A 20,580-nucleotide genomic window follows, 5' to 3' on the forward strand; every position below is an offset into this window, starting at 1 on the left:
GGCGCATCATGTGGTGAGTCTCATGCCGCGCGTCAAGCTTCTGTTTCTCACGAGTGCGCGAGGCTTTCAAGGCTGGCAACGGCCTTGTCCATAGCCTCGGCGGGGATGGACACGACGTGCGGCCCCTCGGTGAAGAGCAGCGCCGCCTCGACCGCCAGGTCCGGATAGAGCGGGCGGAGAAGCGCGCGATAGAGGGCAAGCTGGGCGATATACTGGCTGGGAACCGCAGCCATTTCACGCGGAGGCGGGCGATTCGTCTTGTAATCGATGATCGTCACGCGGCCATTTTCGACGGCGAGACGGTCGATCTTGCCGGATACCGCATGCTCCCTGCCGCCGAGCCGCAAGGTGCCCATGATTTCTACCTCGGCGCGCGAGCCCTTGCCGAAAACGGCTGCAAAACGCGAATCGTCTAGGAGGGCGAAAACGGATGCAAGCGCCCTCTCCCGTTCCGCTTCCGGCCAATCGCCGGCGGCGTGCACGAGATAGCGCTCGGCCACCGCCTGCCGCTCTTCCACGGCCAGATCGGGCAGGCGCTGCAGAAGCGCATGGATGATCGTCCCGCGCCGGATGGCGAAGCCGGGGGCGGAATCATCCGGCGTCAGCACGGGCGAGCCCGGTCCCACCGGCATTTCATCATCGGCCTCGATCAGCACCGATGCGCCAGATGGCGAGAGCGGGCGCGGCAGGCCGGGCTCGCGCGGCATGGCGCGACGGTAGCTTTCTGGCAGCGGCTCGGGGCGCGGACCGGCCGTCTCGTCCCTCGCGGTAACGACAATCTCCCCCGGCACGGTCTTGCGATAGCGCCGCGCCACCACGCCCTCGACCGGATGCTCGATATTCTCGCATTTCTCGGCCAGGGCATCGACGACCAGCTTGTGCCAAGTCTCGCCGCCGTCGCGCACGCCGCGATAACCGCAAATGATCAAACGATCCTCCGCCCGCGTCATGCCAACATAGAGCAGACGGCGATATTCCTCTTCGGAGCGGCGCTTCAATTCGGCGATGCGGGCAGCGGTGAAGGCGGTCTCATAGCCGCCGTTGGGCTGCCAGACGAAGCCCTTGCCTTCGAAGCCGTCAGGCTCTTTCAGATCAAATGGGATGAGCTTGGGCGCGCGATTGGCGATCCAGGCCGCACTTCCGGGATCGACGAGGAAGACCACCGGCGCTTCCAGCCCCTTGGCGGCGTGCACCGTCATGATGCGCACCTCGTCGCGGTTCTGGTCGAGCTCGCGCTTGATCTCAGGCGTCGCCGCATCGAGCGTTTCAAGGAAAGCCTGAAGGCCGGGAAGGCCGGTCCGCTCCGCGGCCAGCGCATAGTTCTGGAATTCGTCGATGACGTCGCCGGCCTCCGGCCCGAGCCGGGCGAGAAGCTTGCGCCGCGCGCCGTCGGCACCGAGAATGCGGGCATAGAACTCGAACACCGGCATGGTATCGGCCTGGCCGCGCCAGCGCCGCAGGGTCTCGTGGATTGCGGCCAGCTCCGGATTTCCCTCGGCCTCCTCACCTATCCGCTCGAACAGCGTCTGCGCCTTCCCCCTGGGATGGGCGAGTGCGAAAAGCCCCTCATCGTCCCAGCCGAAAAGCGGGCTTTTCAGAAGGGCAGCGAGCGAGAGATCGTCCGCCGGCTGCAGCACGAAACGGCCGAGCGCCATCAGATCCTTGATGGCGATGTGATCGGTCAGTTTCAGCCGGTCGGCGCCGGCAACCGGCACGCCGAGATTCTTCAGCGCCCGCGACAAGGCCGGCATGAACTGGTCGCGTTTTCTCACCAGCACCATGATATCACGCGGTTCCAGATTGCGTTGCTGGCCGGGGATCGTCTCGCCCCTGTCGAGCCACAGCCTGATGCTGGCGGCGATCTGCTCGGCCAGCCTAACGGCGGGGGCGGCGAGATGATCGACAGGGACGCGCCAGTCCTCCGGCTCTTCGACCACTTGCGGCGTCAGCATGTCCCATATCTCGACCTCGCCCGGCGCGTCGCGGCGGATCGCATCATGCTGCGTCGGCCCCGGTTCAAGGCCGAGGCCGCGATAGGCCTCCGGCCGCTCGAAAACGAGATCGACAGCGGAAAGTACATCGGGGGTGGAGCGGAAGGAGAAATTGAGCCTGACATCGCTGAATGTCAGCTCCGCCTCTTCCGCTTTCCTCCTCACCATCTTGCCCGAGGCGGCGAAATCCTCCGGCACCGCGCCCTGGAAGGAATAGATCGACTGCTTCTCGTCGCCCACGGCGAAAAGCGTGCGCCTGATGGCGCGCTGACCACTGCCGGCGAAGAACTCGGCCGAGAGCATGCGGATGACCTGCCATTGTTCGGGGCTGGTATCCTGCGCTTCGTCGACCAGGATGTGGTCGATGCCGCGGTCGAGCTTGTATTGCACCCAGTGTCCCGCCCCCTCGCGCGCCAGAAGCGAGACGGTGCGGTTGATCAGATCATCAAAATCGAGCAAGCCCCGGCTGCGCTTCATCGCCTGATAGCGCCCGAGCAGATCATCGATCAGCACGAAGGCGGAGAGGTTCAAGCGGATCAGGCGCAGTTGCTTCAACCGGTCGAGCGCCTGATAGACGCGGGTCGCCGCCTGATCGAAATTCTCCTCGAAATCGGGCAGCACCGCTGCCACGGATTTCGAGCCGACATAATTGCCGGCCTTCGGCTCGCCGGTCGATGATTTCAGGAAGGCAAGACGCAGAATGGCTTCGCGATCAAGCACCGTCGAAGCCTTCCGCATCTCGCGCAATTGCAGGGCGAGATCCTGCGCACGCGAGGCGCCCTTCGGGATGGCAAGGAGCCGGTCCAGCACCGCATCAGGAAATTCCGGCAGCGGCCAGACCTCAGCCAGAATATCCTCCTCCCGCTCATCGCCGGAAAATCCGAAAGCCCCATAGAAGAGGGGCTTGCGGCTTTCATTGCCGCCGATCTCGCGGATGAAACGCTGCAGCGGATGGCGGCACTTGATCGCCTCATCGAGCAGCGTCTGCAGGCCCATTTCGCCGGCGGCGCTCAGCACATCGTCGAACGCCCTGGCAAGTTCGGGGTGAGCGTCGGCATGGGCCCTCTCCAGCAATTGCCGCCTAGCCTCACCGACCAGCGCGACCTGCATCAGATCATCCATCAGCTCGAAATGGCCAGCGATATTCGCCTCCAGCGGAAACTGGTGCAGGATCGCCTCGCAGAAGGCGTGGATGGTCTGGATCTTGAGGCCGCCAGGGGTTTCCAGCGCGCGGGCGAAGAGCCGGCGGGCCGTGCCAAGACGGGCAGCACCCGGACGGCGGCCTTCGACCTTTTCCAGCCTTTCGGCTAGCGCCTCGTCGGGCAGGATCGCCCATTCGGAGAGGCGGGCGAAAACGCGGTTCTGCATGACCGCCGCCGCCGCCTTGGTATAGGTGAGGCAGAGGATTTTCGACGGGTCGGTGCCTTCGAGCAGCAGACGGATGACGCGCTCGGTCAAGACATGGGTCTTGCCCGACCCGGCATTGGCCGACACCCAGACAGAATCATGCGGATTCGCGGCACGGGCCTGGGCGGCCAGCGTTTCCAGCGGGATGGGCGGGAGCTTCTTCATTCGCCGCCCTCCCCGTTGCCATTACCGCCGCCCGCCGACCATTCAAGCACGCGGGCGAGATGGTCGTAATCGCCGGTCAGGTCAGTCTCGCGGAAAGGCAGCGCGCGGGAGAGATAGCCCTTCTCGGGCCTGGCATATTCGGCGAGCAGTTCGCCCAGCCGCCGCCAGGCTTCCTCGCCGATCTCCGGCGCGGATTTGAAGCTTTTCCCCCTATCCAAAGACAGGATCGATTCAGGCACCACTTCGCCATTGCCGCGAAGACGAACATAAAGCAAGTTCGATGCCTCAGCGCTGCCCACATCGCCGAAGGCGCCACGCACTAGAAGCGCTGCCTCAAGCGCCAGCTGCGGAGAGAGCAGGACATGCGCCTGCCGCCGCGAGGGGGTGGAGCCGGTCTTGTAATCGATGATCTCGGCGGTGCCATCGCGCATGAGATCGACCCGGTCGGCGCGGCCGGAAAGGGTGACGCCCTGGCCATCCACCTCCAGCGCCCGCGCTGCGATCTCGGCGTGACGGGCGGCAACGTCTCGCGCGCGCTCCCGCTCCCAGCGAAGAAATTCCGGCACAAGTGCTGCAAAGCGCGGCCACCAGACAGCCTCGATCTCGACCGGCAGGGCGGCGGCCTCGAAGAAGCGGCGGCCGAGATCGAACAAGGCGGCCTCGGCCCCCTGCCCCATGGGGTCGATGTCCGCTTGCGTGAACGCACCCAGAATATCGTGGAACAGCGTGCCGCGCTCGGCCGCCGCCGGATCGCGGATCAGCGGCTCCAGTGGGCGCAGGCGCAGTATCTTCTTGGCGAAGATGGCATAGGGGTCGCGCCTGAGCGTTTCGATTTCCGTGACCGAGAAATGTTTGGGCCTTGCCTCGACGGGCGCCGCCGGCTCCGGCCGCTTGACGAAGGGCACGTCGGGTGCGGCATCGAGCTCGCGCGCCCAATGGAGATAGCGGGCGCCCCTCGCTCGCATAGCTCCGGTTTCATCGCCGCCCAGCACCGTCTCCAGCCGCTGCAGCCAGCGCGACGGCACGGTGGGCGCATTGGCGGAGCGCTGGGCGCGGGTGAGCACCACGCGATCCATGCCCAGCGCCATCTGGAAATCATGGGCGGCAAGGCCGGTGCGCCGCTCCGGCGGCTCCAGCGCAAGCGCCGCCTTCATCGGGCGCGACATGAAGGGATCGTTGCGGGTCTTGCCGGGCCAGGTGCCCTCGTTCAGCCCGCCGATGACAATGGTGTCGACCGTCTGCAGGCGGGCCTCCAGCGCGCCCCAGATGAAGAGACGGGGATGGCCGCCGGGACGCGGCTTGACCGTCTCGCCCGAAATCAGCGCGTCGGCAATGGCCGGCCATTCCCTCATATCGAAATCGAGGCCCGAATCCGCGGCAACCAGATTGCGCAGGAAGGAGGCGAGCTTCTCGCCCGCCTCGCCCTCGTAAAGCCTGGCGACGCTGCCCTTTTCATCCCGCGCCAGATTTTCCAGCGCCTCCACGCTGGCGCGGATGACCGTCGCCATGTCCACCGGCTCCTCGACGCCCGCCATACGGGCAAGCGGCGCGACGGCTTCCGAAAGCGCCACGCAGAGGGCGTGGGCCTCGTCGAGCATGGCCGGGCTGACGGTCTCGTGCCAGGCGACGGGCCGGGAAAGCGCGGCGCTTTCGGCAACCCGCCGGTCGAAGAAGGAGGACAGGTCGATGATCGACGCCCTGCCCGTGCCGCCGCGGAAAGCGACGAGCTCCAGCGTTTCGGCGGCGCGGCGGATCTGGGCACGTTCCCTTCCGACGCAGGTAAGCGGGTGTTTTGCCAGCGCCAGCAGCGCCACGGGATCGCCGGGGTTGAAGACCGTTTCCAGCAATAGACGGAGCAGCGTCGCCGGCTCGGTATCGCGCAGCGCCCGCCCGCCGGAATCATCCGCCTCGATGCCGAAGCGGGCGAGTTCCACCGAGACGCGCCGGGCAAGATCGCGGTCCGCCGTGATCAGCGCCGCCGTGTGGCCAGAATTCTCGATCGCATGGCGTAGCGCCAATCCAACCGCCAGCGCCTCCTCGCGCTCACTCGCCGCCTCGATCAAGGCAACGTCGCGCATGGCGGCGGCGCTCAACCCCGGGTCGAGCGTGAGAACGCCCCAGGCATCCGTCGTCTCGGCTGGCCGAAGCGCCTCGCTGACGATGCGCTCGCGCATGCGCTTTTCCTGCGGAAGCGTACCCAGATGGATAACATCCTCCCTGAGGCCTCCGACATGGGCGACGAGCTTGCGCAGGCCGAATTGCGGATGGCCGAAGGTGGAGGGATTGGCCTCCACCTCATCCAGTATCTTCCAGGCGGCGGGATCGAGATCGCGGTCGAGGCCCGGCAGCACCACCGCGCCATCGGGTAGGCCCGATATGACGGAGATCAGCTCGGCCGTCGCGGGGATGGAGCCGGTGGAGCCGGCGGCGATGACGGGCCCCGCCGGCGGATTGCGGCGCAGGCGTTCCGCTTCGAGGGCGATCAGCCGGTTGCGGTGAGCAGAGGGATTGGAACGCTGCCGCTCCGAGAGAATATCCGGCCAGAGGCGGGTAACGATATCGAGGAAGCCGAGCGTCACGCGCCACCAGTCGGCGAGCTCGTCCGGCGTGATGGCGGCAAGCTCGGTCCAGCTCGCGCCCTCCGTCTCGACCTGGTCCATCAGATCGGCCAGATCCCGGGCGAGCCAGATAGCATCGGCCGTCGTGGCGGGGATCGCCACATCCTCATTGCCGAAAAGCGCGCGAACATGAGCCGGCAAACTTTCCCGCCAGGGCCGTACCAGCCGCGCCAGCAGCAGAAGCCGCTCGGCGCCGCCGATCGCCGGGGCAAGGTCGAGGAAACCGCTGGCATCGGCATCGAAGATCGCCGCATCTTCGTCGACATCGCCGAGTGGGCGGATGGTCGGCAGGATCGCCGATTTAGCCGGATTCATTTCGACCAGAAGCGAGCGCAAAGTGCGGGCGGCGCGGCGGGTCGGCACGTAAATGGTGGCTGAGGCGAGCGCCAGCGGATCGTCCGTCCTGCCGGGAAAGCCTGGAACAAGCGTGCCGTCGAGGAGCGAGCGGACCAGTGTGGGCAGGAACGGCGTTCCCGGCGCGATGGAGTAGAGGCGTAGCAGGCGTCTCGCCATCACACCTTTGCCGCCAGCACGGCCTCCGCTTCGCCGATCGCGTCGGGCGTGCCGACGGTGAGCCATTGGCCGTCCATCTGCATGCCATAGAGGCGGCCTTCCGCAATGGCGCGGTCGAAATAGCGGTTGAGCGATTCCGGCCCGCCGGTGGCCCCGGCGAAGATACGGGGATGGACGATGGCCGCGCCGGCATAGATGAAAGGTGCGCCGGCGACATCCCTGAACCGCGCAAGCCGCCCTTCCCCATCCATCACGAAATCGCCGCGTCCGGTGTGGCCAGTGGCTTGCTCCGGCGAAGCGACCATAAGGAGGATATCCATGCGGCTCTCATCGAAGCTTGCGGCGAGACGGCGAAGGTTGGAGGTCGCGCCGTCGATCCAGAAGGTATCGGCGTTGAGGATGAAAAAGGGCTCGGAGCCCAGATGCGGCAAAGCTTTGACGATGCCGCCGGCGGAATCGAGCAATTCCGCGCGCTCGTCGGAGATGGCGATGCGCGGCGCGGCGCGGCGCTTGAGATGCGCCTCCATCTGTTCGGCCAGATAATGCACATTGACGACGGCCAGGGGCACGCCGGCCTCTTCCAGCGCATCGAGGCTCCAGTCGATCAGCGGTTTGCCGGCGACGGAGACGAGCGGCTTCGGGATAGTGTCGGTGATCGGCCGCATACGCTTGCCCAGCCCCGCTGCCAGTACCATTGCCCTTTGCGGAATGGACGCGCCAGCCGTCATATCACCCTCTTCAACCCGATTTCATTTCACGCATGCGCTGCCGCCTGATTCGGCGCACCCAGCAGGCCGTTCTCCTCATACCATATCCGTACGGGATGAAGCACGGGGTGAGCGAGCGAGCGCAGGAGATAGGCGCGGATGCGCGGCAGGTGCCTGAGATAATAGGGCTTGCCGTCGCGTTCGTTAAGCCTGATAAAGATGCCGAGGATCTTGGAATTGCGCTGCGCCGACATGATCGCATAGGCGGCGCGGAAATTCTCCGCGTCGAAAGCGCCGCCGATCCTGCGCCGCTCGTCGCAATAGGCCTGGAAGAGACGGGCTTCCATCTCCGGCGGAATCGTCACCCGCGCGTCCTGCGCCAGCGAGGCCAGGTCGTAGGCCGCGGGGCCGATCATCGCATCCTGGAAATCGATGATCCCGATGCGGTCATTGCCTTGCGCCCAGCCGCGCCAGAGGATGTTGGGCGAATGGAAATCTCTCAGAACCAGGCTCTTTTCCGCATCGCGCAGATACGCAAACACCGCGTCCCACGCCGCCTCGAAGGCGGTTTTGCTGCGCTCGCAAAGCGCTTGTCCCCTCATCCACGGCACATACCAGGCGCTAAGCAGTTCCGCCTCGATCATCATCGCATCGCGGTCGAATTCGGGGATGGTGTGGACGATGCCACCGGCGACCGGCGTCTCACGCGGCCAGTCCGTTGTGTGGATATGGGCGAGAAGCCGGGCGCAGACCTCGTAGCGCTCGGGGATGGACCCGCCCTGGCCGTCCAGCACGCCATCGGTTCCCATATGCTCGAGCAGCAGAAGGCCGTTTTCGAGATCTTCGGCAAGAATCTCGGGCGCGTGGAAGCCTCGCGCCTTAAGCAGCCGGTCCATGCCGACGAAGGCATGGACGTTCTCGGCCAGATGCGCGATCTGGCGATAGGGCCTGCCGTTCTTGACCGGCGGGTCATAGGGCATCGGCGGCGCGTTCATCAAGAGTTCGACGCCGTCCGGCCCGGTAACGGTTTCATAGCCGCGCGGGCTGGCGTCGCCCAGGAGGTAGCGGCGCTCCGTTTCCCCGCGCCCGCTCAGATCGAGGAAGCGCCTGATCGCCAGTGACCGCGCCAGCCGCCTTTGCTGCTCGCCTTCGGCCTCGATGACGAGCTTTCGCCCCTCCCTCTCGTGAAGCAGCGTCACGGCGAAGGCCGGCGCCGGGAGATAACCCTCCGCGTTCTCCGGCCATTCGACCAGCACGACGCCTTCCTCCAGCGCCTCATCGAGGCCGAGCTCGTCCAGCTCCTCGCCCGAGGACAGGCGGTAGAGATCGGCATGGGCGACGGGCAGGCGCAGATCAGGATAGGATTGCACCAGGGTGAAGGTCGGGCTTGGCACGTCGAGCGCAGGATTATTAGCCAGCGTACGAATTATGGCGCGCGCCAGAGTGGACTTGCCTGCGCCAAGATCGCCGGAAAAGGTGACCAGATCGCCCCTGGCGAGAGCGAGGGCGAGGTCTTCGCCGAACCGAATGGCCTCGTCTTCATTAGCCAGCGAAATTTTGAAGGTGTTCATCTAATTGCCGAGCTCAAGGCATTTTTGATTGGAAGCGCCAACGGCATAACGCCCTCTTCCATCTCACCCTCCCTCACCGTCATCCTCGGGCTTGACCCGAGGATGACGATAAACGGGGAGGGAGATGCCCGGCAGGGCAGAGGGGGTGCATGGTGCCTGCATCTCCATGTTAACGAACCGAACACTCCGCTGCACTAGTCAACTACCCTACTCCGCCGCCGCACGGAAGATCCGAGCTTCGACGGGGAAGCGGCAGACGACGGTCGTGCCTCGCCCTGCCGCCGTGTCGATCTCGACCGATCCGCCATGAAGTTCCACGAAGCTCTTGACGATGGAGAGGCCCAGGCCGGCGCCGCGGCGACGCCCGCCATTGTTGCGCGGCTGGAAGCGCTTGAACACGGTGTCGAGCACATCCTTCGGCATCCCCGGCCCGTCATCACGGACGGAAAAGACGATCTCGGCCTCCTCGCGCCTGCCGGAGAGCACGATGGTGGACCCTTCCGGCGCGTAATTGGCGGCATTGCTCAACAGGTTGAACAGCACCTGGCGGACACGATTGGCATCGCCCCGGAAGGAACCGATGCCGGGGGCGAGATCAATGTCGAGGAAAAGATTGTGCTCGCGCAGGCGGTCGCCGATGCGCTCGGCGGCGGCGGCGACCGTATCGACGATGGATACCTCGTCGATCTCGAGCACCATGATGCCGGCATCAACGGTGGCAAGGTCGAGAATATCGTTGACGATGGTGAGCAGCACCGAGGAAGAGGTGCCGATATGATCGAGATATTCGCGCTGGCGCTCGTTCAACGCACCGAAGGACGGCGTCTGCAGAAGCTCGGTAAAGCCGATGATGTTGGTGAGCGGCGAGCGCAGCTCGTAGGAGACGTGCTGGACGAAATCGTTCTTGATCTGGTCGGCGAGCTCGAGCGCCTCGTTCTTGTCCTTCAGCGCGCGCTCGACGCGGACCGTATCCGTCACATCGACAAAGGTCATCATGGTCTGCCCCTTGGGCAGCGGCACCAGCGCATAGGAGAGGATCGTCCTCGCGGCCAGTTCCGTCTGGCCCGCCTCGCCCTCGCGCTGGTCGGCGAAGCCGGTGACGGTCGCCACGAAATTCTCCCAAAGCGCGGGATCGGAAACGGCTTCGCAGGCGGCTCGGATCGCCGAAATATGGGTGCCCTCGACCGTCAGATTGGCGGGAAGCGACCAGAGCGTGGCGAAAGCCGGGTTGGAAAGACGGATGCGTCCATCGGAGCCGAAGACGGCCACGCCCTCGGTGAGGTGGTCGAGCGTTTCGCCCTGGACGCGGATCAGCGTGTTGTAACGGCTCTCCAGATCGAACTTCTCGGTCAGGTTCTCGAACACCCAGGTCACGCCGCCCTTGGGATGCGGATTGGCGACAATGCGCAATGTGCGCCCATCAGGCAGATGCCACCAATGCTCCTGCGGGTCGACCGCGCGATAGGCGGCAAGCATGGAATCCTTCCAGCGCCGCCATTCCGGCTGCTCGGGCAGCTTGCCTTCGCTGCGCAGGCGGTCGAACAGCAGGGCGTTGCTCGGATGGGTATCGAGAAATGCCGTATCGAGCGCCCATAGCTTGGAGAAAGCCTGATTGAAGAACTGCAGCTTCATGTCGGGGTCGAAAATCGCGACCGCCGTATTGAGCTGGTCAAGCGTTTCGGCGTGGCTGCGCACGGTGCGCTGCAGCTCCTCGCGCACCTGCTCGATCTCGCTGATATCGGCGGCCACACCGGCGGAGCCTGTGCTACCCGCCACGTCCGTCACCTCGAACATATGCCTGTCGCCGCCGATGACGGTGGAGAGACGGTCATGGAAGCGGGCCTGCGTCGCCCGTTCGCGCTCGATGCGCTGGCGGGCCTGGGTGCCGAAGAGCTCGTGGCCCTGCGCCACCACCTCGGCGGCATCCGCCGCATCGACAGCCCTGGCATAGGCTTTGTTGACCCAATTCAAACGGCCCTGCGCATCGCGGGTCCAGACGGTCAGGTCGAGCGCATCGAGAAGGCTGCGCAATGTGGCGAGCGCTTCGGAAAGCTGGCGGTTTTCCGTCTTCAGGAAAGCGCGCTCCGCCTGAACGCCCTCAAGGCTGACGAAGCGGGTGATCGCATAGCTGCCGGATGTGCGTCCCTGCACCTCAAGCGGCGTTCCATTCACCGTCTCGACGATGAGATCGAAGGATTGCGTCCGCTCGCGCAAGGCGGCGACGGCGCGCTCGAACGCCGTCACGGAATCGGCACGGAGCCAGAGACCGAAGGCAAGAAAACCGGCCCGATCCTGCGGCGCGCCGCTTGTCGCGGGCAGGGCGCCCACCACTTCGGGCTTCCTGTCGGTGCCGTCCCACACGACGATCCGCTGGTCCTTCAGATTGAGAAGCGCCTCGCTGCGCTGGGCGGTATGGCTCAAATCGGCGAATTTCGCGCGCAGTGTGTCGTTTTCCTCGGCAATCTTGCCGCGATCGCGGATGAGCCAGCCGGCCGAAAGCAGGGCAGCGCCCATGGCGCCCAGGAACATGGCGAACTGGATGATCTCGAACGCACCGAGCGATCCGCCGAAGGGGGTGGTGATTTTGGCTAGCGGTTCAGCGATCTGCGCCCATGCGGCGGTGGCGGGCAACAGGGCGGAAGCCGCAACGCCGGCCCGCAGGGCCCGCTGCCGCAAACGCTTCCCCTCCATGGAGGCCAGATAGGTTCCGCACATCCTCGCATATACGGAAATATGTTCCCAAACGCCCCGTGACGGGCAATCGTCTGGCATATGCTATCCTCTCCGCCGCCTGTTCAGTCAGTCGTGACTTACGCTCGCAGACACTTTCATTGGTGCCGCCGATCCACCTCGAATCACTTCAAAATACTCTTATGGCGAATCGCCGTGAAGCAGGTGCGGGGCAAAAATAAATGTCGGGCAGCTTGTCAACCACCCGACATCAATATGTTGATTATAATTAAGGTATGGTTAATACCTGTAGTGCTCCGGCTTGTACGGGCCCTGTGGAGTGACGCCGATATAGGCCGCCTGTTCCTCGGATAGCGTCGTCAGCTTGGCGCCGAGCTTGGCAAGATGCAGGCGTGCGACCTTCTCGTCGAGGTGCTTCGGCAGGACATAGACCTCGTTCTTGTATTGACCGCCCTTGGTGAAGAGTTCGATCTGCGCCAGCACCTGATTGGTGAAGGAGGCGGACATGACGAAGCTCGGATGGCCGGTCGCGTTGCCGAGATTGAGCAGACGTCCCTCGGAAAGCAGGATCATGCGCTTGCCGTCGGGGAACTCGATCATGTCGACCTGCGGCTTGACGTTGGTCCATTTCAGATTGCGCAGCGCCGCGACCTGAATCTCGTTATCGAAATGGCCGATATTGCCGACGATCACCATGTCCTTCATCTTGCGCATGTGATCGAGGGTGATGACATCGCGATTGCCCGTCGTGGTGACGACGATATCGGCGGTCGGCGCGGCTTCGTCGAGCGTCACCACCTCGAAGCCGTCCATGGCGGCCTGCAGCGCGCAGATCGGATCGACTTCCGTCACCTTGACGCGCGCTCCGGCGCCGGAAAGCGACTGGGCCGAGCCCTTCCCGACATCGCCATAGCCACAGACGATGGCGACCTTGCCGGCCATCATCACATCGGTGCCGCGGCGGATGCCGTCGACCAGCGATTCCTTGCAGCCATATTTATTGTCGAATTTCGACTTGGTGACGCTGTCGTTGACGTTGATCGCGGGGAAGGGGAGGAGGCCCTTCTTCTGCAGCTGGTAGAGACGGTTGACGCCGGTGGTGGTCTCCTCCGTCACGCCCTTGATGGCCTCGCGCTGCTTGGTGAAGAAGCCCGGCGTCTCGGCCATGCGCTTCCGGATCTGGGCAAAGAGGACTTCCTCCTCCTCGCTGCCTGGATTGGAAAGCACGTCCTCGCCCGCCTCGGCGCGTGCGCCGATCAGGATATACATGGTGGCATCGCCACCATCATCGAGGATCATGTTGGAATAGCCGCCGTCCGACCATTGGAAAATTCGATCGGTATAGGTCCAGTATTCCTCAAGCGTCTCGCCCTTGATGGCGAAGACCGGCGTGCCGCCGGCGGCGATTGCGGCGGCGGCGTGGTCCTGCGTGGAGAAAATGTTGCAGGAAGCCCAGCGCACCTCGGCGCCCAGCGCCTGCAGCGTCTCGATCAGCACGGCGGTCTGGATCGTCATGTGCAGCGAGCCGGAAATGCGCGCGCCCTTCAATGGCTGCGAGGCGCCGAACTCCTCGCGCGCGGCCATCAGGCCCGGCATTTCGGTTTCGGCGATCTCGATTTCCTTGCGGCCCCAATCGGCGAGGTTCATGTCCTTGACGACAAAATCATGTTTCGTGGTCATCTCGTGCTCCAGTTCGGACAATTCAAATGACAATAGGCAGTGCAGGCCGAACGGCAGGCTTGGTTAACCGGACGCGATGATCGACCTCAAATCTGCTTTTGCGTAGCAGATCGGAGGAAAACGCACAATTGGAATATAAAGAAATCTTTATGCGTGTATATGAAGGGGCAGGCTTTTCGAAGCGCCCCTTAGTCAATCTGTATCGAAATTGATACACTGCCTTATGTGCCGCAAGAGGAGGCTGCAAAGCGGCTGGGCCTAACTCGCCCGCGGACCAATGACTTGCTGCGCGGCAAGATCGCCAAGTTCTCGCTCGATGCGCTCGTCAACATCGCCACCTCGGCTCATCTAGATATTGAAATCCGGGTGAAGGATGCCGCGTGATCGGACAATAAAGGCCCTCAAGCCTCTTCGCCGAACTTGTTGGCGATCAGTTCCTGCAGGGCGTCGAGAACCGCTTCGGCCTGGACGCCCGATGCGCTGACCTCGATGCAGCAGCCGGGGGAGGCGGCCAGCATCATCAGCCCCATGATGGATGTTCCGCCGACGGTCACGCCATCCTTTTCCACCCGGACATGGGCGTCGAAACTGTCGACCAACTGAACGAATTTCGCCGAAGCGCGGGCATGCAGGCCACGCTTGTTCATGATCTTGAAAGAACGCCTGAGGGCTTTCGCCTCATCATAGGTTCCGGTTGCAGCGTTGGTGATATGCATCGGCCGGCTATTTCCCCGTCAGGACCTGGCTCGCAACATTGATGTATTTGCGGCCGGCCTCCTGCGCCTCGCGCAGCGCCACCTGCATATCGCCTGAGATGCGGACGCTGGAAAGCTTGATGAGCATGGGAAGATTGACGCCGGCGATCACCTCGACCTTGCCCGGCTTCATCACCGAAATCGCCAGATTGGAAGGCGTGCCGCCAAACATATCGGTCAGGATGATGACACCCTGGCCTTCATCGGCGCGTCCGATCGCATCGACAATATCGCGGCGACGCTGTTCCATATCGTCTTCCGCGCCGATGCAGACGGTCTCGAAATTCTCCTGGGGACCGACGACATGCTCGACTGCATGATGAAACTCTTCGGCCAACCTTCCGTGCGTCACAAGCACGAGTCCGATCATTCTCAAACTGCTCCCGTCATGCGCTCGCACCCACCCATGAAATCATCAACCCGCAAGCGCCTGTGGCCACCGGATATCACCCGTCTCCGGCAGGTTGCACATCTTGACAGCCGGAAATGCGATATCAAGTGAAAAATCTCGCACTTGCCTTGATTTAGCCGATATGCCGCAGCGCAGCAACCGAAGAGCTTTTTTACCCGATCTTAACCCTAATCTCTAACCCTAACGGCCGCTTCAGGCGGTTTCAGCCGGCCATGGCGGCATGAAAAGCGCCGCTTCCACGGCGCGGCAGGCATGAAGTGATTCGGCCTGTCCGGCACTTGGATAAGGAAGCCTGAGCAGGGGGAGAGGCACGCCGCAGAGGGTGCGCTGCACACTATCGGGATAGCGCACGGCCTCTTCGGGGGGCACGAGATCAACCAGAAGATGGATGACGGCCGCCTTTTCATGAGCCATGCCGAACAGGCCCGCGCCGCGCACCTCGATGCCGCCCGCAAGCGTTTCGGGTGCCGACGCCAGCAGCCTGCCATTTACCGCCCGCAGGATGGTGCGATCGTCAGACACCAGCGCGGCGAAGCGGCCGGCCGTGCGCTGACCGGCGATCAGCGCCAGCGCAAGAGCCGACTTGCCGGCGCCCGATGCGCCGGTGATCAGAACCCCGTGATCGGCGACCAGAAACGATGTGGCATGGATATTTTCACCGGCGCCGTCAGCCATCACTGCTCGGCCGGGAGATCGACGATGAAGCGGGCACCGAGACAGTGCTCGGGAGAGGTGGCGCCTTGCGACGTGGGGTCGACGATGTTTTCCGCCGTCAGCGTGCCGCCATGCGCCTCGACGATCTGGCGGCTGATGGAAAGGCCGAGGCCTGAATTCTGGCCGAATGCCTCCGCCGACGGCCTGTCGGTATAGAAGCGCTCGAAAATGCGTTCGATATCCTCCGCGCCGATGCCGGGACCATTGTCCTCGACCAGGATGCGGATCCGGTTGCCGGCATAATCGAGGAATACGGTGATCATACCCGTATCCTCGGGCACGAAGGAACGTGCGTTCTCGACAAGGTTGGAAACGACCTGGCTCAACCGCAGATCATGGCCGGATACGAAGAAGCCCTTGCGCCCGGGCGGGAGCCTGCCGATCTTCAATTCGACCTTCGTTCCAGATTTGTTGCGCTGCACCTCCTGCGCCGCGGCAACCAAATTCGTCAGCAGCGCCCCGAGATCGACCCTGTCGGAATGCTCGCGGGCCAGCTCCGCATCGAGACGCGAGGCATCGGAAATATCGGTGATGAGTCGGTCCAGACGGCGGACATCGTGCTGGATGATGTCGAGCAGGCGCTTGCGCGACTCCTCCGTCTTGGCGAGCGGCAGCGTCTCGACGGCGCTTCTGAGCGAGGTCAGCGGGTTCTTCAGCTCGTGGCTGACATCGGCGGCGAAGCTCTCGATCGCATCGATACGGGCATAGAGCGCGTTGGTCATGGCGCGGATCGAGGTGGAGAGGTGGCCGACCTCATCCTGCCGGTCGGAGAAATCCGGTATCTCCACGCGGCTCTTGACGCCATGGCGGACGCGATCGGCGGCGGCCGACAGCCGGCGCAGCGGGTTGGCGATGGTCGAGGCCAGGAACAGCGACAGGATCACCATGACCACGGATACGACCGCGAAGACGCGGAAGATGGCGTGGCGCTCGCCCTGCACGATGTTGTCGATATCGCCGCCCTCGGTGGAGAGCAGCAGCACGCCGAGCACGGCGCGGAAGCGCTGCACGGGGACGGCGACGGACACGACCAGTTCACCCTGCTCGTTGCGGCGCCGTGCGGTGGCGGGAGAACCGGTCAGAGCCTTGACGACTTCCGGGAAGGCTGAGCCATTGCCGCCCGGCTGCTCCTGATCGAGCGGCAGGCTGCCGGTCTGGAAGAAATGCGAAATCCAGTTGCTGACGCGTTCGAACGGCCCCGGCTCCTCGGTCTCGATCGGCGGCAGCTCGTAACGCAGCACCTGCCCGCGCGAATAGGAATAGAGGCGGCTCGAATCGAGCAGCAGATTGGTATCGCGGTCATAGATGCGGGCGCGCGTGCTGGTGGGCGAGATCAGCCGCCGCAACAGCGGCGCCACCCGCTCCGGATTGATCGGGAATTCCCAATTGTCGGGGGAATCGGGGGAGGGGGTGATGCTCTGGCCGGCCTGCAGCTCGAGCAGCTTTTCCGGATCGATGGCGATCGAATTGGTATCGACCGTCGCCGACGCGGCGATGGCGCCGGCGATGATCTCGCCCTGGGTCATCAGGCTCTCGATCTTGGCGTCGATCAGCCCGTCCCGGAACTGGTTCAAATACATGATGCCGGAAACCAGCACCGCCAGCGCCGCCAGATTGAGAAACAGGATGCGGCGCGTGAGGCTGGAAAAGACATAGTGGCCGAGCACATGACGCGCCGGCGAGAACATGCGGCGCAGGAGAAGCGAGCGCTGCCGGCGCGCGCGTCGTTCCCTGCTTACGCCTGTGACGGCACTGTTCTCGGCTTCTGCCACCATGATGCGGATCGTGATTCCTGTTCAGCCCCCGCCCCCAAGGCAAGGCGATCACGCCTCGCGGAAGCGGTATCCAACCCCGTAGAGCGTTTCGATCATCTCGAAGCTGTCATCGACCGCCTTGAACTTCTTGCGAAGGCGCTTGATGTGGCTATCGATCGTGCGATCGTCAACATATACCTGCTCATCATAAGCCGCATCCATCAGCGCGTCACGGCTTTTCACGACGCCGGGACGTTGCGCCAGGGAGTGCAGGATCAAGAATTCGGTGACCGTCAGCGTCACCGGCTCGCCCTTCCAGGTGCAGGTATGGCGCTCCTGGTCCATGACGAGCTGTCCGCGCTCCAGGGACTTCGACTGCTGGCCGGTCGGCTTCACCGTGCCGTCACGGGCCGCGACCCGGCGCAGCACCGCCTTGACCCGCTCGACGAGGAGCCGTTGCGAGAACGGCTTGGTGATGAAATCGTCGGCGCCCATCTTCAGCCCGAAGAGCTCGTCGATCTCGTCATCCTTGGAGGTCAGGAAAATGACGGGCAGATCGGATTTCTGGCGCAGGCGGCGCAGAAGCTCCATGCCATCCATGCGCGGCATCTTGATATCAAAGATCGCAAGGTTGGGCGGACGCGCCATCAGGCCGTCGAGCGCCGAAGCGCCATCGGTATAGGTCTCGACCCGATAACCTTCCGATTCCAGCGCGATGGAAACCGAAGTCAGAATGTTGCGATCGTCGTCAACGAGCGCAATCGTCTGCATTGCTGGTATCTCCCTCATGCGGCGCCTCTCCTTAAAACGTCAAATCAATCAACAGGATTTTAATCGACGCGCTTGTGCAGGACAAATTAGGTACAAAATGTGGCATAGCACTTTTCCACCCCGGAAAACAAATGTTACAGGCATAAACACGTCAGGGTTGTTATTTCCAGTGTTTTTCCCGCTATTGGGATTTTTAAACGATTTAAATTTTTTTGAGAATTTTTAAATCGATTATTTATTTGAAATCATTCGGCTATTCTGTTGTCAGAAATCCAGGCTGGTCTTTTTGCGCATCTCACGGGCCGCCTTCACCAAATTTTTCTTGAGAACACGCGGAGACACAATGAAAGAGACCGGCATCCGCAATGCGGCCGCTTCCATCACAACTTCAGGACTGAAGGATATCTCCGCAGTCTTCTATAATCTCGGACCGGCGGAGCTTTACGAGCATTCGATCCGGCGGGGCGAGGCGGAACTGACCGCCCATGGCGCGCTCACCGCCCGCACCGGCCAGCATACGGGCCGCTCGGCCAAGGACAAGTTCGTCGTCCGGGACGCCGACACCGACCCGAATGTCTGGTGGGACAACAACAAGCCGATGAGCCGTGAGGCGTTCGATACGCTCCATGCCGATTTTATCGAGCACGCCAGGGGCAAGGAACTCTTCGTGCAGGATCTGGTCGGCGGGGCCGACGCGGATTACAGCCTGCGCGCCCGTGTCATCACGGAATTTGCCTGGCATTCGCTGTTCATCCGCAATCTGCTGATCCGCCCGGACGCGAGCGCGCTCGCCTCTTTCGTGCCCGAGATGACGATCATCGACCTGCCGTCCTTCCGCGCCGATCCGGCGCGCCATGGCTGCCGCAGCGAGACGGTCATCGCGGTCGATCTGACCCGCATGATCGTGCTGATCGGCGGGACCTCCTATGCGGGCGAAATGAAGAAATCCGTCTTCACCGCGCTCAACTACATCCTGCCGCCGAAGGGCGTGATGCCGATGCATTGCTCCGCCAATCAGGGGCCGGACGGTGACACGGCGGTGTTCTTCGGCCTGTCCGGCACCGGCAAGACGACGCTTTCCGCCGATCCGAAGCGCACGCTGATCGGCGACGACGAGCACGGCTGGGGCGCGCATGGCGTCTTCAACTTCGAGGGCGGCTGCTACGCCAAGACGATCCGGCTTTCGGCGGAGGCGGAACCGGAAATCTTCGCCACGACCCGGCGCTTCGGCACGGTTCTGGAGAATGTCGTGCTCGATCAGAACCGCGTGCCGGATTTCGACGACGGGTCGCTCACCGAGAACACGCGCTGCGCCTATCCGCTCGATTTCATCCCCAACGCCAGCGCCACCGGCAAGGCGGGCCAGCCCAAAAACATCATCATGCTGACGGCGGATGCCTTCGGCGTGCTGCCGCCGATCGCCCGGCTGACGCCGGCGCAGGCGATGTACCACTTCCTGTCCGGCTATACCGCGAAGGTGGCGGGAACGGAAAAGGGCGTCACCGAGCCGGAGGCGACGTTTTCGACCTGCTTCGGCGCGCCTTTCATGCCGCGCCATCCCTCCGAATACGGCAATCTTCTGCGCCGGCTGATCGCCGAGCACAATGTGGATTGCTGGCTGGTCAACACCGGCTGGACGGGCGGCGCCTATGGCTTGGGTCACCGGATGCCGATCAAGGCGACGCGCGCGCTGCTCACCGCCGCGCTCGATGGTTCCCTGAAGAATGCCGAATTCCGCACCGACCCGAAGTTCGGCTTCGCCGTGCCGGTTACCGTGCCAGGCGTCGATACGGCCATTCTCGACCCGCGCTCCACCTGGGCGGACAAGGCCGCCTATGACGCGCAGGCGGCAAAGCTCGTCCAGATGTTCGTCGCCAATTTCGAAAAATTCGAAAGCCATGTCGACGGCGAGGTGAGGGGAGCCGCCCCCGGCCTGCCGATCGCCGCGGAGTAATATTTCTGCTACAGGGGAGGAGGAAGGGTCCGGCGGGAAACTGCCGGGCCCTTTGTGTTGAAGCCTGATGCAATCAGGTCTGGCGACTGGTGGAGTGGCGATGTTCAGGCATGGATCCTCGGGTCAAGCCAGAGGATGATGATTGCAGGGATGTTTTCTGCCAATCGCCAACGTCAGGACCGGGCGTAAACCTCTCTAGTCCGTCATCCTCGGGCTTGACCCGAGGATCCATTCCGGAACGGTCCAAACGGAAAACCGCTTCGCGGGTTCGGCTCATGCGAAGACACTTCATATAATAGATAGCGAAAGCGGAATTCACACCCTATCTCCGCCTTGCCAGGAGATGGGCGACAGCGCAGAGAGGGCGCCTGGCAATTCCATTAAAACAAGAACCGCTTTATGGTTCGGCCATGGAAGAGAATCACCGCCTGATCCGCATCAATCAGCGCATATCGATCCACGAGGACGACCTCGAGGAGACGTTCATCCGCGCGGCGGGGCCGGGCGGACAGAACGTCAACAAGGTTTCGACCGCCGTGCAGCTGCGTTTCAGGACCGCGCGGGCGGGACTGCCCGAGGACGTCCTGCAACGCCTTGTCAAGCTGGCGGGCCAGCGCGCCACCAAGGACGGCGACATTCTGATCGAAGCGAACCGCTACCGCACGCAGGAGCGCAACCGCGACGACGCACGGGAACGTCTCGTCACCCTCATCGGCAAGGCTGCCGAGCCGCCACCACCGCCGCGCAAGAAAACAAAGCCCTCGAAAGGCGCCGTCGAGCGGCGGCTCAAGGAAAAAGCCGGCCGTTCCGGCATCAAGAAGATGCGCGGCCGGGTTACGGGCGATTAATATTGCTGGCGGCCGTGACTTTCCATTTC

At 63.5% G+C, this 20,580-nt stretch carries 13 protein-coding genes and 1 pseudogene; 3 read left to right on the plus strand and 11 right to left on the minus strand.

What is annotated here, in order from left to right:
• Positions 1–6: 6 nt before the first annotated feature.
• The 6 genes and pseudogenes from addA to ahcY all read right to left on the minus strand — a co-directional run bounded on the left by addA (position 7) and on the right by ahcY (position 13,343).
• Positions 7–3,563, minus strand: a pseudogene (gene addA / locus ATN84_RS05705) (double-strand break repair helicase AddA).
• Positions 3,560–6,694: a double-strand break repair protein AddB gene (addB, locus tag ATN84_RS05710; protein WP_068880554.1), complete on the minus strand. Its 3,135-nt coding sequence runs from the start codon at positions 6,692–6,694 to the stop codon at positions 3,560–3,562. The pseudogene addA and the gene addB overlap by 4 nt, the downstream one beginning before the upstream one ends.
• Entirely contained in the window at positions 6,694–7,422 is a 729-nt protein-coding gene (locus ATN84_RS05715; protein WP_068880555.1) for a nucleotidyltransferase family protein, read from the minus strand. The genes addB and ATN84_RS05715 overlap by 1 nt, the downstream gene beginning before the upstream one ends.
• Before the next feature lie 26 nt (positions 7,423–7,448).
• Positions 7,449–8,972 (minus strand): tRNA (adenosine(37)-N6)-threonylcarbamoyltransferase complex ATPase subunit type 1 TsaE, encoded by a 1,524-nt coding sequence (tsaE, locus tag ATN84_RS05720; protein ID WP_068880556.1) that lies wholly within the window; start codon positions 8,970–8,972, stop codon positions 7,449–7,451.
• Between the two features lie 207 nt (positions 8,973–9,179).
• Positions 9,180–11,687 (minus strand): PAS domain-containing sensor histidine kinase, encoded by a 2,508-nt coding sequence (locus tag ATN84_RS05725; protein WP_068880557.1) that lies wholly within the window; start codon positions 11,685–11,687, stop codon positions 9,180–9,182.
• A gap of 255 nt (positions 11,688–11,942) precedes the next feature.
• Positions 11,943–13,343, minus strand: coding sequence for an adenosylhomocysteinase (ahcY, locus tag ATN84_RS05730; RefSeq protein ID WP_068880558.1), 1,401 nt, complete (start codon positions 13,341–13,343; stop codon positions 11,943–11,945).
• Positions 13,344–13,568: 225 nt separating this feature from the next.
• Between ahcY and ATN84_RS28000 the strand changes: the two genes are divergently transcribed.
• Positions 13,569–13,727 (plus strand): helix-turn-helix domain-containing protein, encoded by a 159-nt coding sequence (locus tag ATN84_RS28000; protein ID WP_280139602.1) that lies wholly within the window; start codon positions 13,569–13,571, stop codon positions 13,725–13,727.
• Positions 13,728–13,744: 17 nt separating this feature from the next.
• On the opposite strand, the gene ATN84_RS05740 is transcribed toward ATN84_RS28000, so the two are convergent.
• The 5 genes from ATN84_RS05740 to ATN84_RS05760 form a co-directional block, all read right to left on the minus strand.
• A complete protein-coding gene (locus tag ATN84_RS05740) occupies positions 13,745–14,059 on the minus strand; it encodes an HPr family phosphocarrier protein (protein ID WP_068880559.1) in 315 nt (104 codons plus the stop codon).
• Positions 14,060–14,066: 7 nt separating this feature from the next.
• Positions 14,067–14,468: a PTS sugar transporter subunit IIA gene (locus tag ATN84_RS05745; protein WP_068880560.1), complete on the minus strand. Its 402-nt coding sequence runs from the start codon at positions 14,466–14,468 to the stop codon at positions 14,067–14,069.
• A gap of 234 nt (positions 14,469–14,702) precedes the next feature.
• The gene (locus ATN84_RS05750; protein WP_068880561.1) at positions 14,703–15,185 is read right to left on the minus strand and encodes an HPr kinase/phosphorylase; all 483 of its coding nucleotides are present in this window, start codon (positions 15,183–15,185) and stop codon (positions 14,703–14,705) included.
• Positions 15,185–16,999, minus strand: a complete 1,815-nt coding sequence (locus ATN84_RS05755) for a sensor histidine kinase (RefSeq protein ID WP_068880562.1) — start codon at positions 16,997–16,999, stop codon at positions 15,185–15,187. Before ATN84_RS05755 ends, ATN84_RS05750 begins: the two co-directional genes overlap by 1 nt.
• A 48-nt stretch (positions 17,000–17,047) precedes the next feature.
• On the minus strand, positions 17,048–17,767 hold the full coding sequence (locus ATN84_RS05760) for a response regulator transcription factor (RefSeq protein WP_068880563.1): 720 nt from the start codon (positions 17,765–17,767) through the stop codon (positions 17,048–17,050).
• 325 nt (positions 17,768–18,092) lie between these two features.
• Here ATN84_RS05760 and ATN84_RS05765 point away from each other — a divergent pair, with 325 nt between their 5' ends.
• Positions 18,093–19,703, plus strand: a complete 1,611-nt coding sequence (locus tag ATN84_RS05765) for a phosphoenolpyruvate carboxykinase (RefSeq protein ID WP_068880564.1) — start codon at positions 18,093–18,095, stop codon at positions 19,701–19,703.
• Between the two features lie 410 nt (positions 19,704–20,113).
• The gene (arfB, locus tag ATN84_RS05770; RefSeq protein WP_068880565.1) at positions 20,114–20,551 is read left to right on the plus strand and encodes an alternative ribosome rescue aminoacyl-tRNA hydrolase ArfB; all 438 of its coding nucleotides are present in this window, start codon (positions 20,114–20,116) and stop codon (positions 20,549–20,551) included.
• The last annotated feature ends 29 nt before the right edge of the window (positions 20,552–20,580 follow it).

Source organism: Paramesorhizobium deserti, assembly GCF_001558695.1.
GTDB lineage: Bacteria > Pseudomonadota > Alphaproteobacteria > Rhizobiales > Rhizobiaceae > Paramesorhizobium > Paramesorhizobium deserti.

What these genes read in the sequence shown, in the direction of transcription:
- ATN84_RS05725 (WP_068880557.1), bottom strand. Translation starts at nt 11,687, where the DNA reads ATGTGCGGAACCTATCTGGCCTCCATGGAGGGGAAGCGTTTGCGGCAG.
- ATN84_RS05765 (WP_068880564.1), top strand. Translation starts at nt 18,093, where the DNA reads ATGAAAGAGACCGGCATCCGCAATGCGGCCGCTTCCATCACAACTTCA.
- arfB (WP_068880565.1), top strand. Translation starts at nt 20,114, where the DNA reads ATGGAAGAGAATCACCGCCTGATCCGCATCAATCAGCGCATATCGATC.
- ATN84_RS05740 (WP_068880559.1), bottom strand. Translation starts at nt 14,059, where the DNA reads ATGCATATCACCAACGCTGCAACCGGAACCTATGATGAGGCGAAAGCC.
- ATN84_RS05760 (WP_068880563.1), bottom strand. Translation starts at nt 17,767, where the DNA reads ATGAGGGAGATACCAGCAATGCAGACGATTGCGCTCGTTGACGACGAT.
- tsaE (WP_068880556.1), bottom strand. Translation starts at nt 8,972, where the DNA reads ATGAACACCTTCAAAATTTCGCTGGCTAATGAAGACGAGGCCATTCGG.
- ATN84_RS05755 (WP_068880562.1), bottom strand. Translation starts at nt 16,999, where the DNA reads ATGGTGGCAGAAGCCGAGAACAGTGCCGTCACAGGCGTAAGCAGGGAA.
- ATN84_RS05750 (WP_068880561.1), bottom strand. Translation starts at nt 15,185, where the DNA reads ATGGCTGACGGCGCCGGTGAAAATATCCATGCCACATCGTTTCTGGTC.
- ahcY (WP_068880558.1), bottom strand. Translation starts at nt 13,343, where the DNA reads ATGACCACGAAACATGATTTTGTCGTCAAGGACATGAACCTCGCCGAT.
- ATN84_RS05715 (WP_068880555.1), bottom strand. Translation starts at nt 7,422, where the DNA reads ATGACGGCTGGCGCGTCCATTCCGCAAAGGGCAATGGTACTGGCAGCG.
- ATN84_RS05745 (WP_068880560.1), bottom strand. Translation starts at nt 14,468, where the DNA reads ATGATCGGACTCGTGCTTGTGACGCACGGAAGGTTGGCCGAAGAGTTT.
- addB (WP_068880554.1), bottom strand. Translation starts at nt 6,694, where the DNA reads ATGGCGAGACGCCTGCTACGCCTCTACTCCATCGCGCCGGGAACGCCG.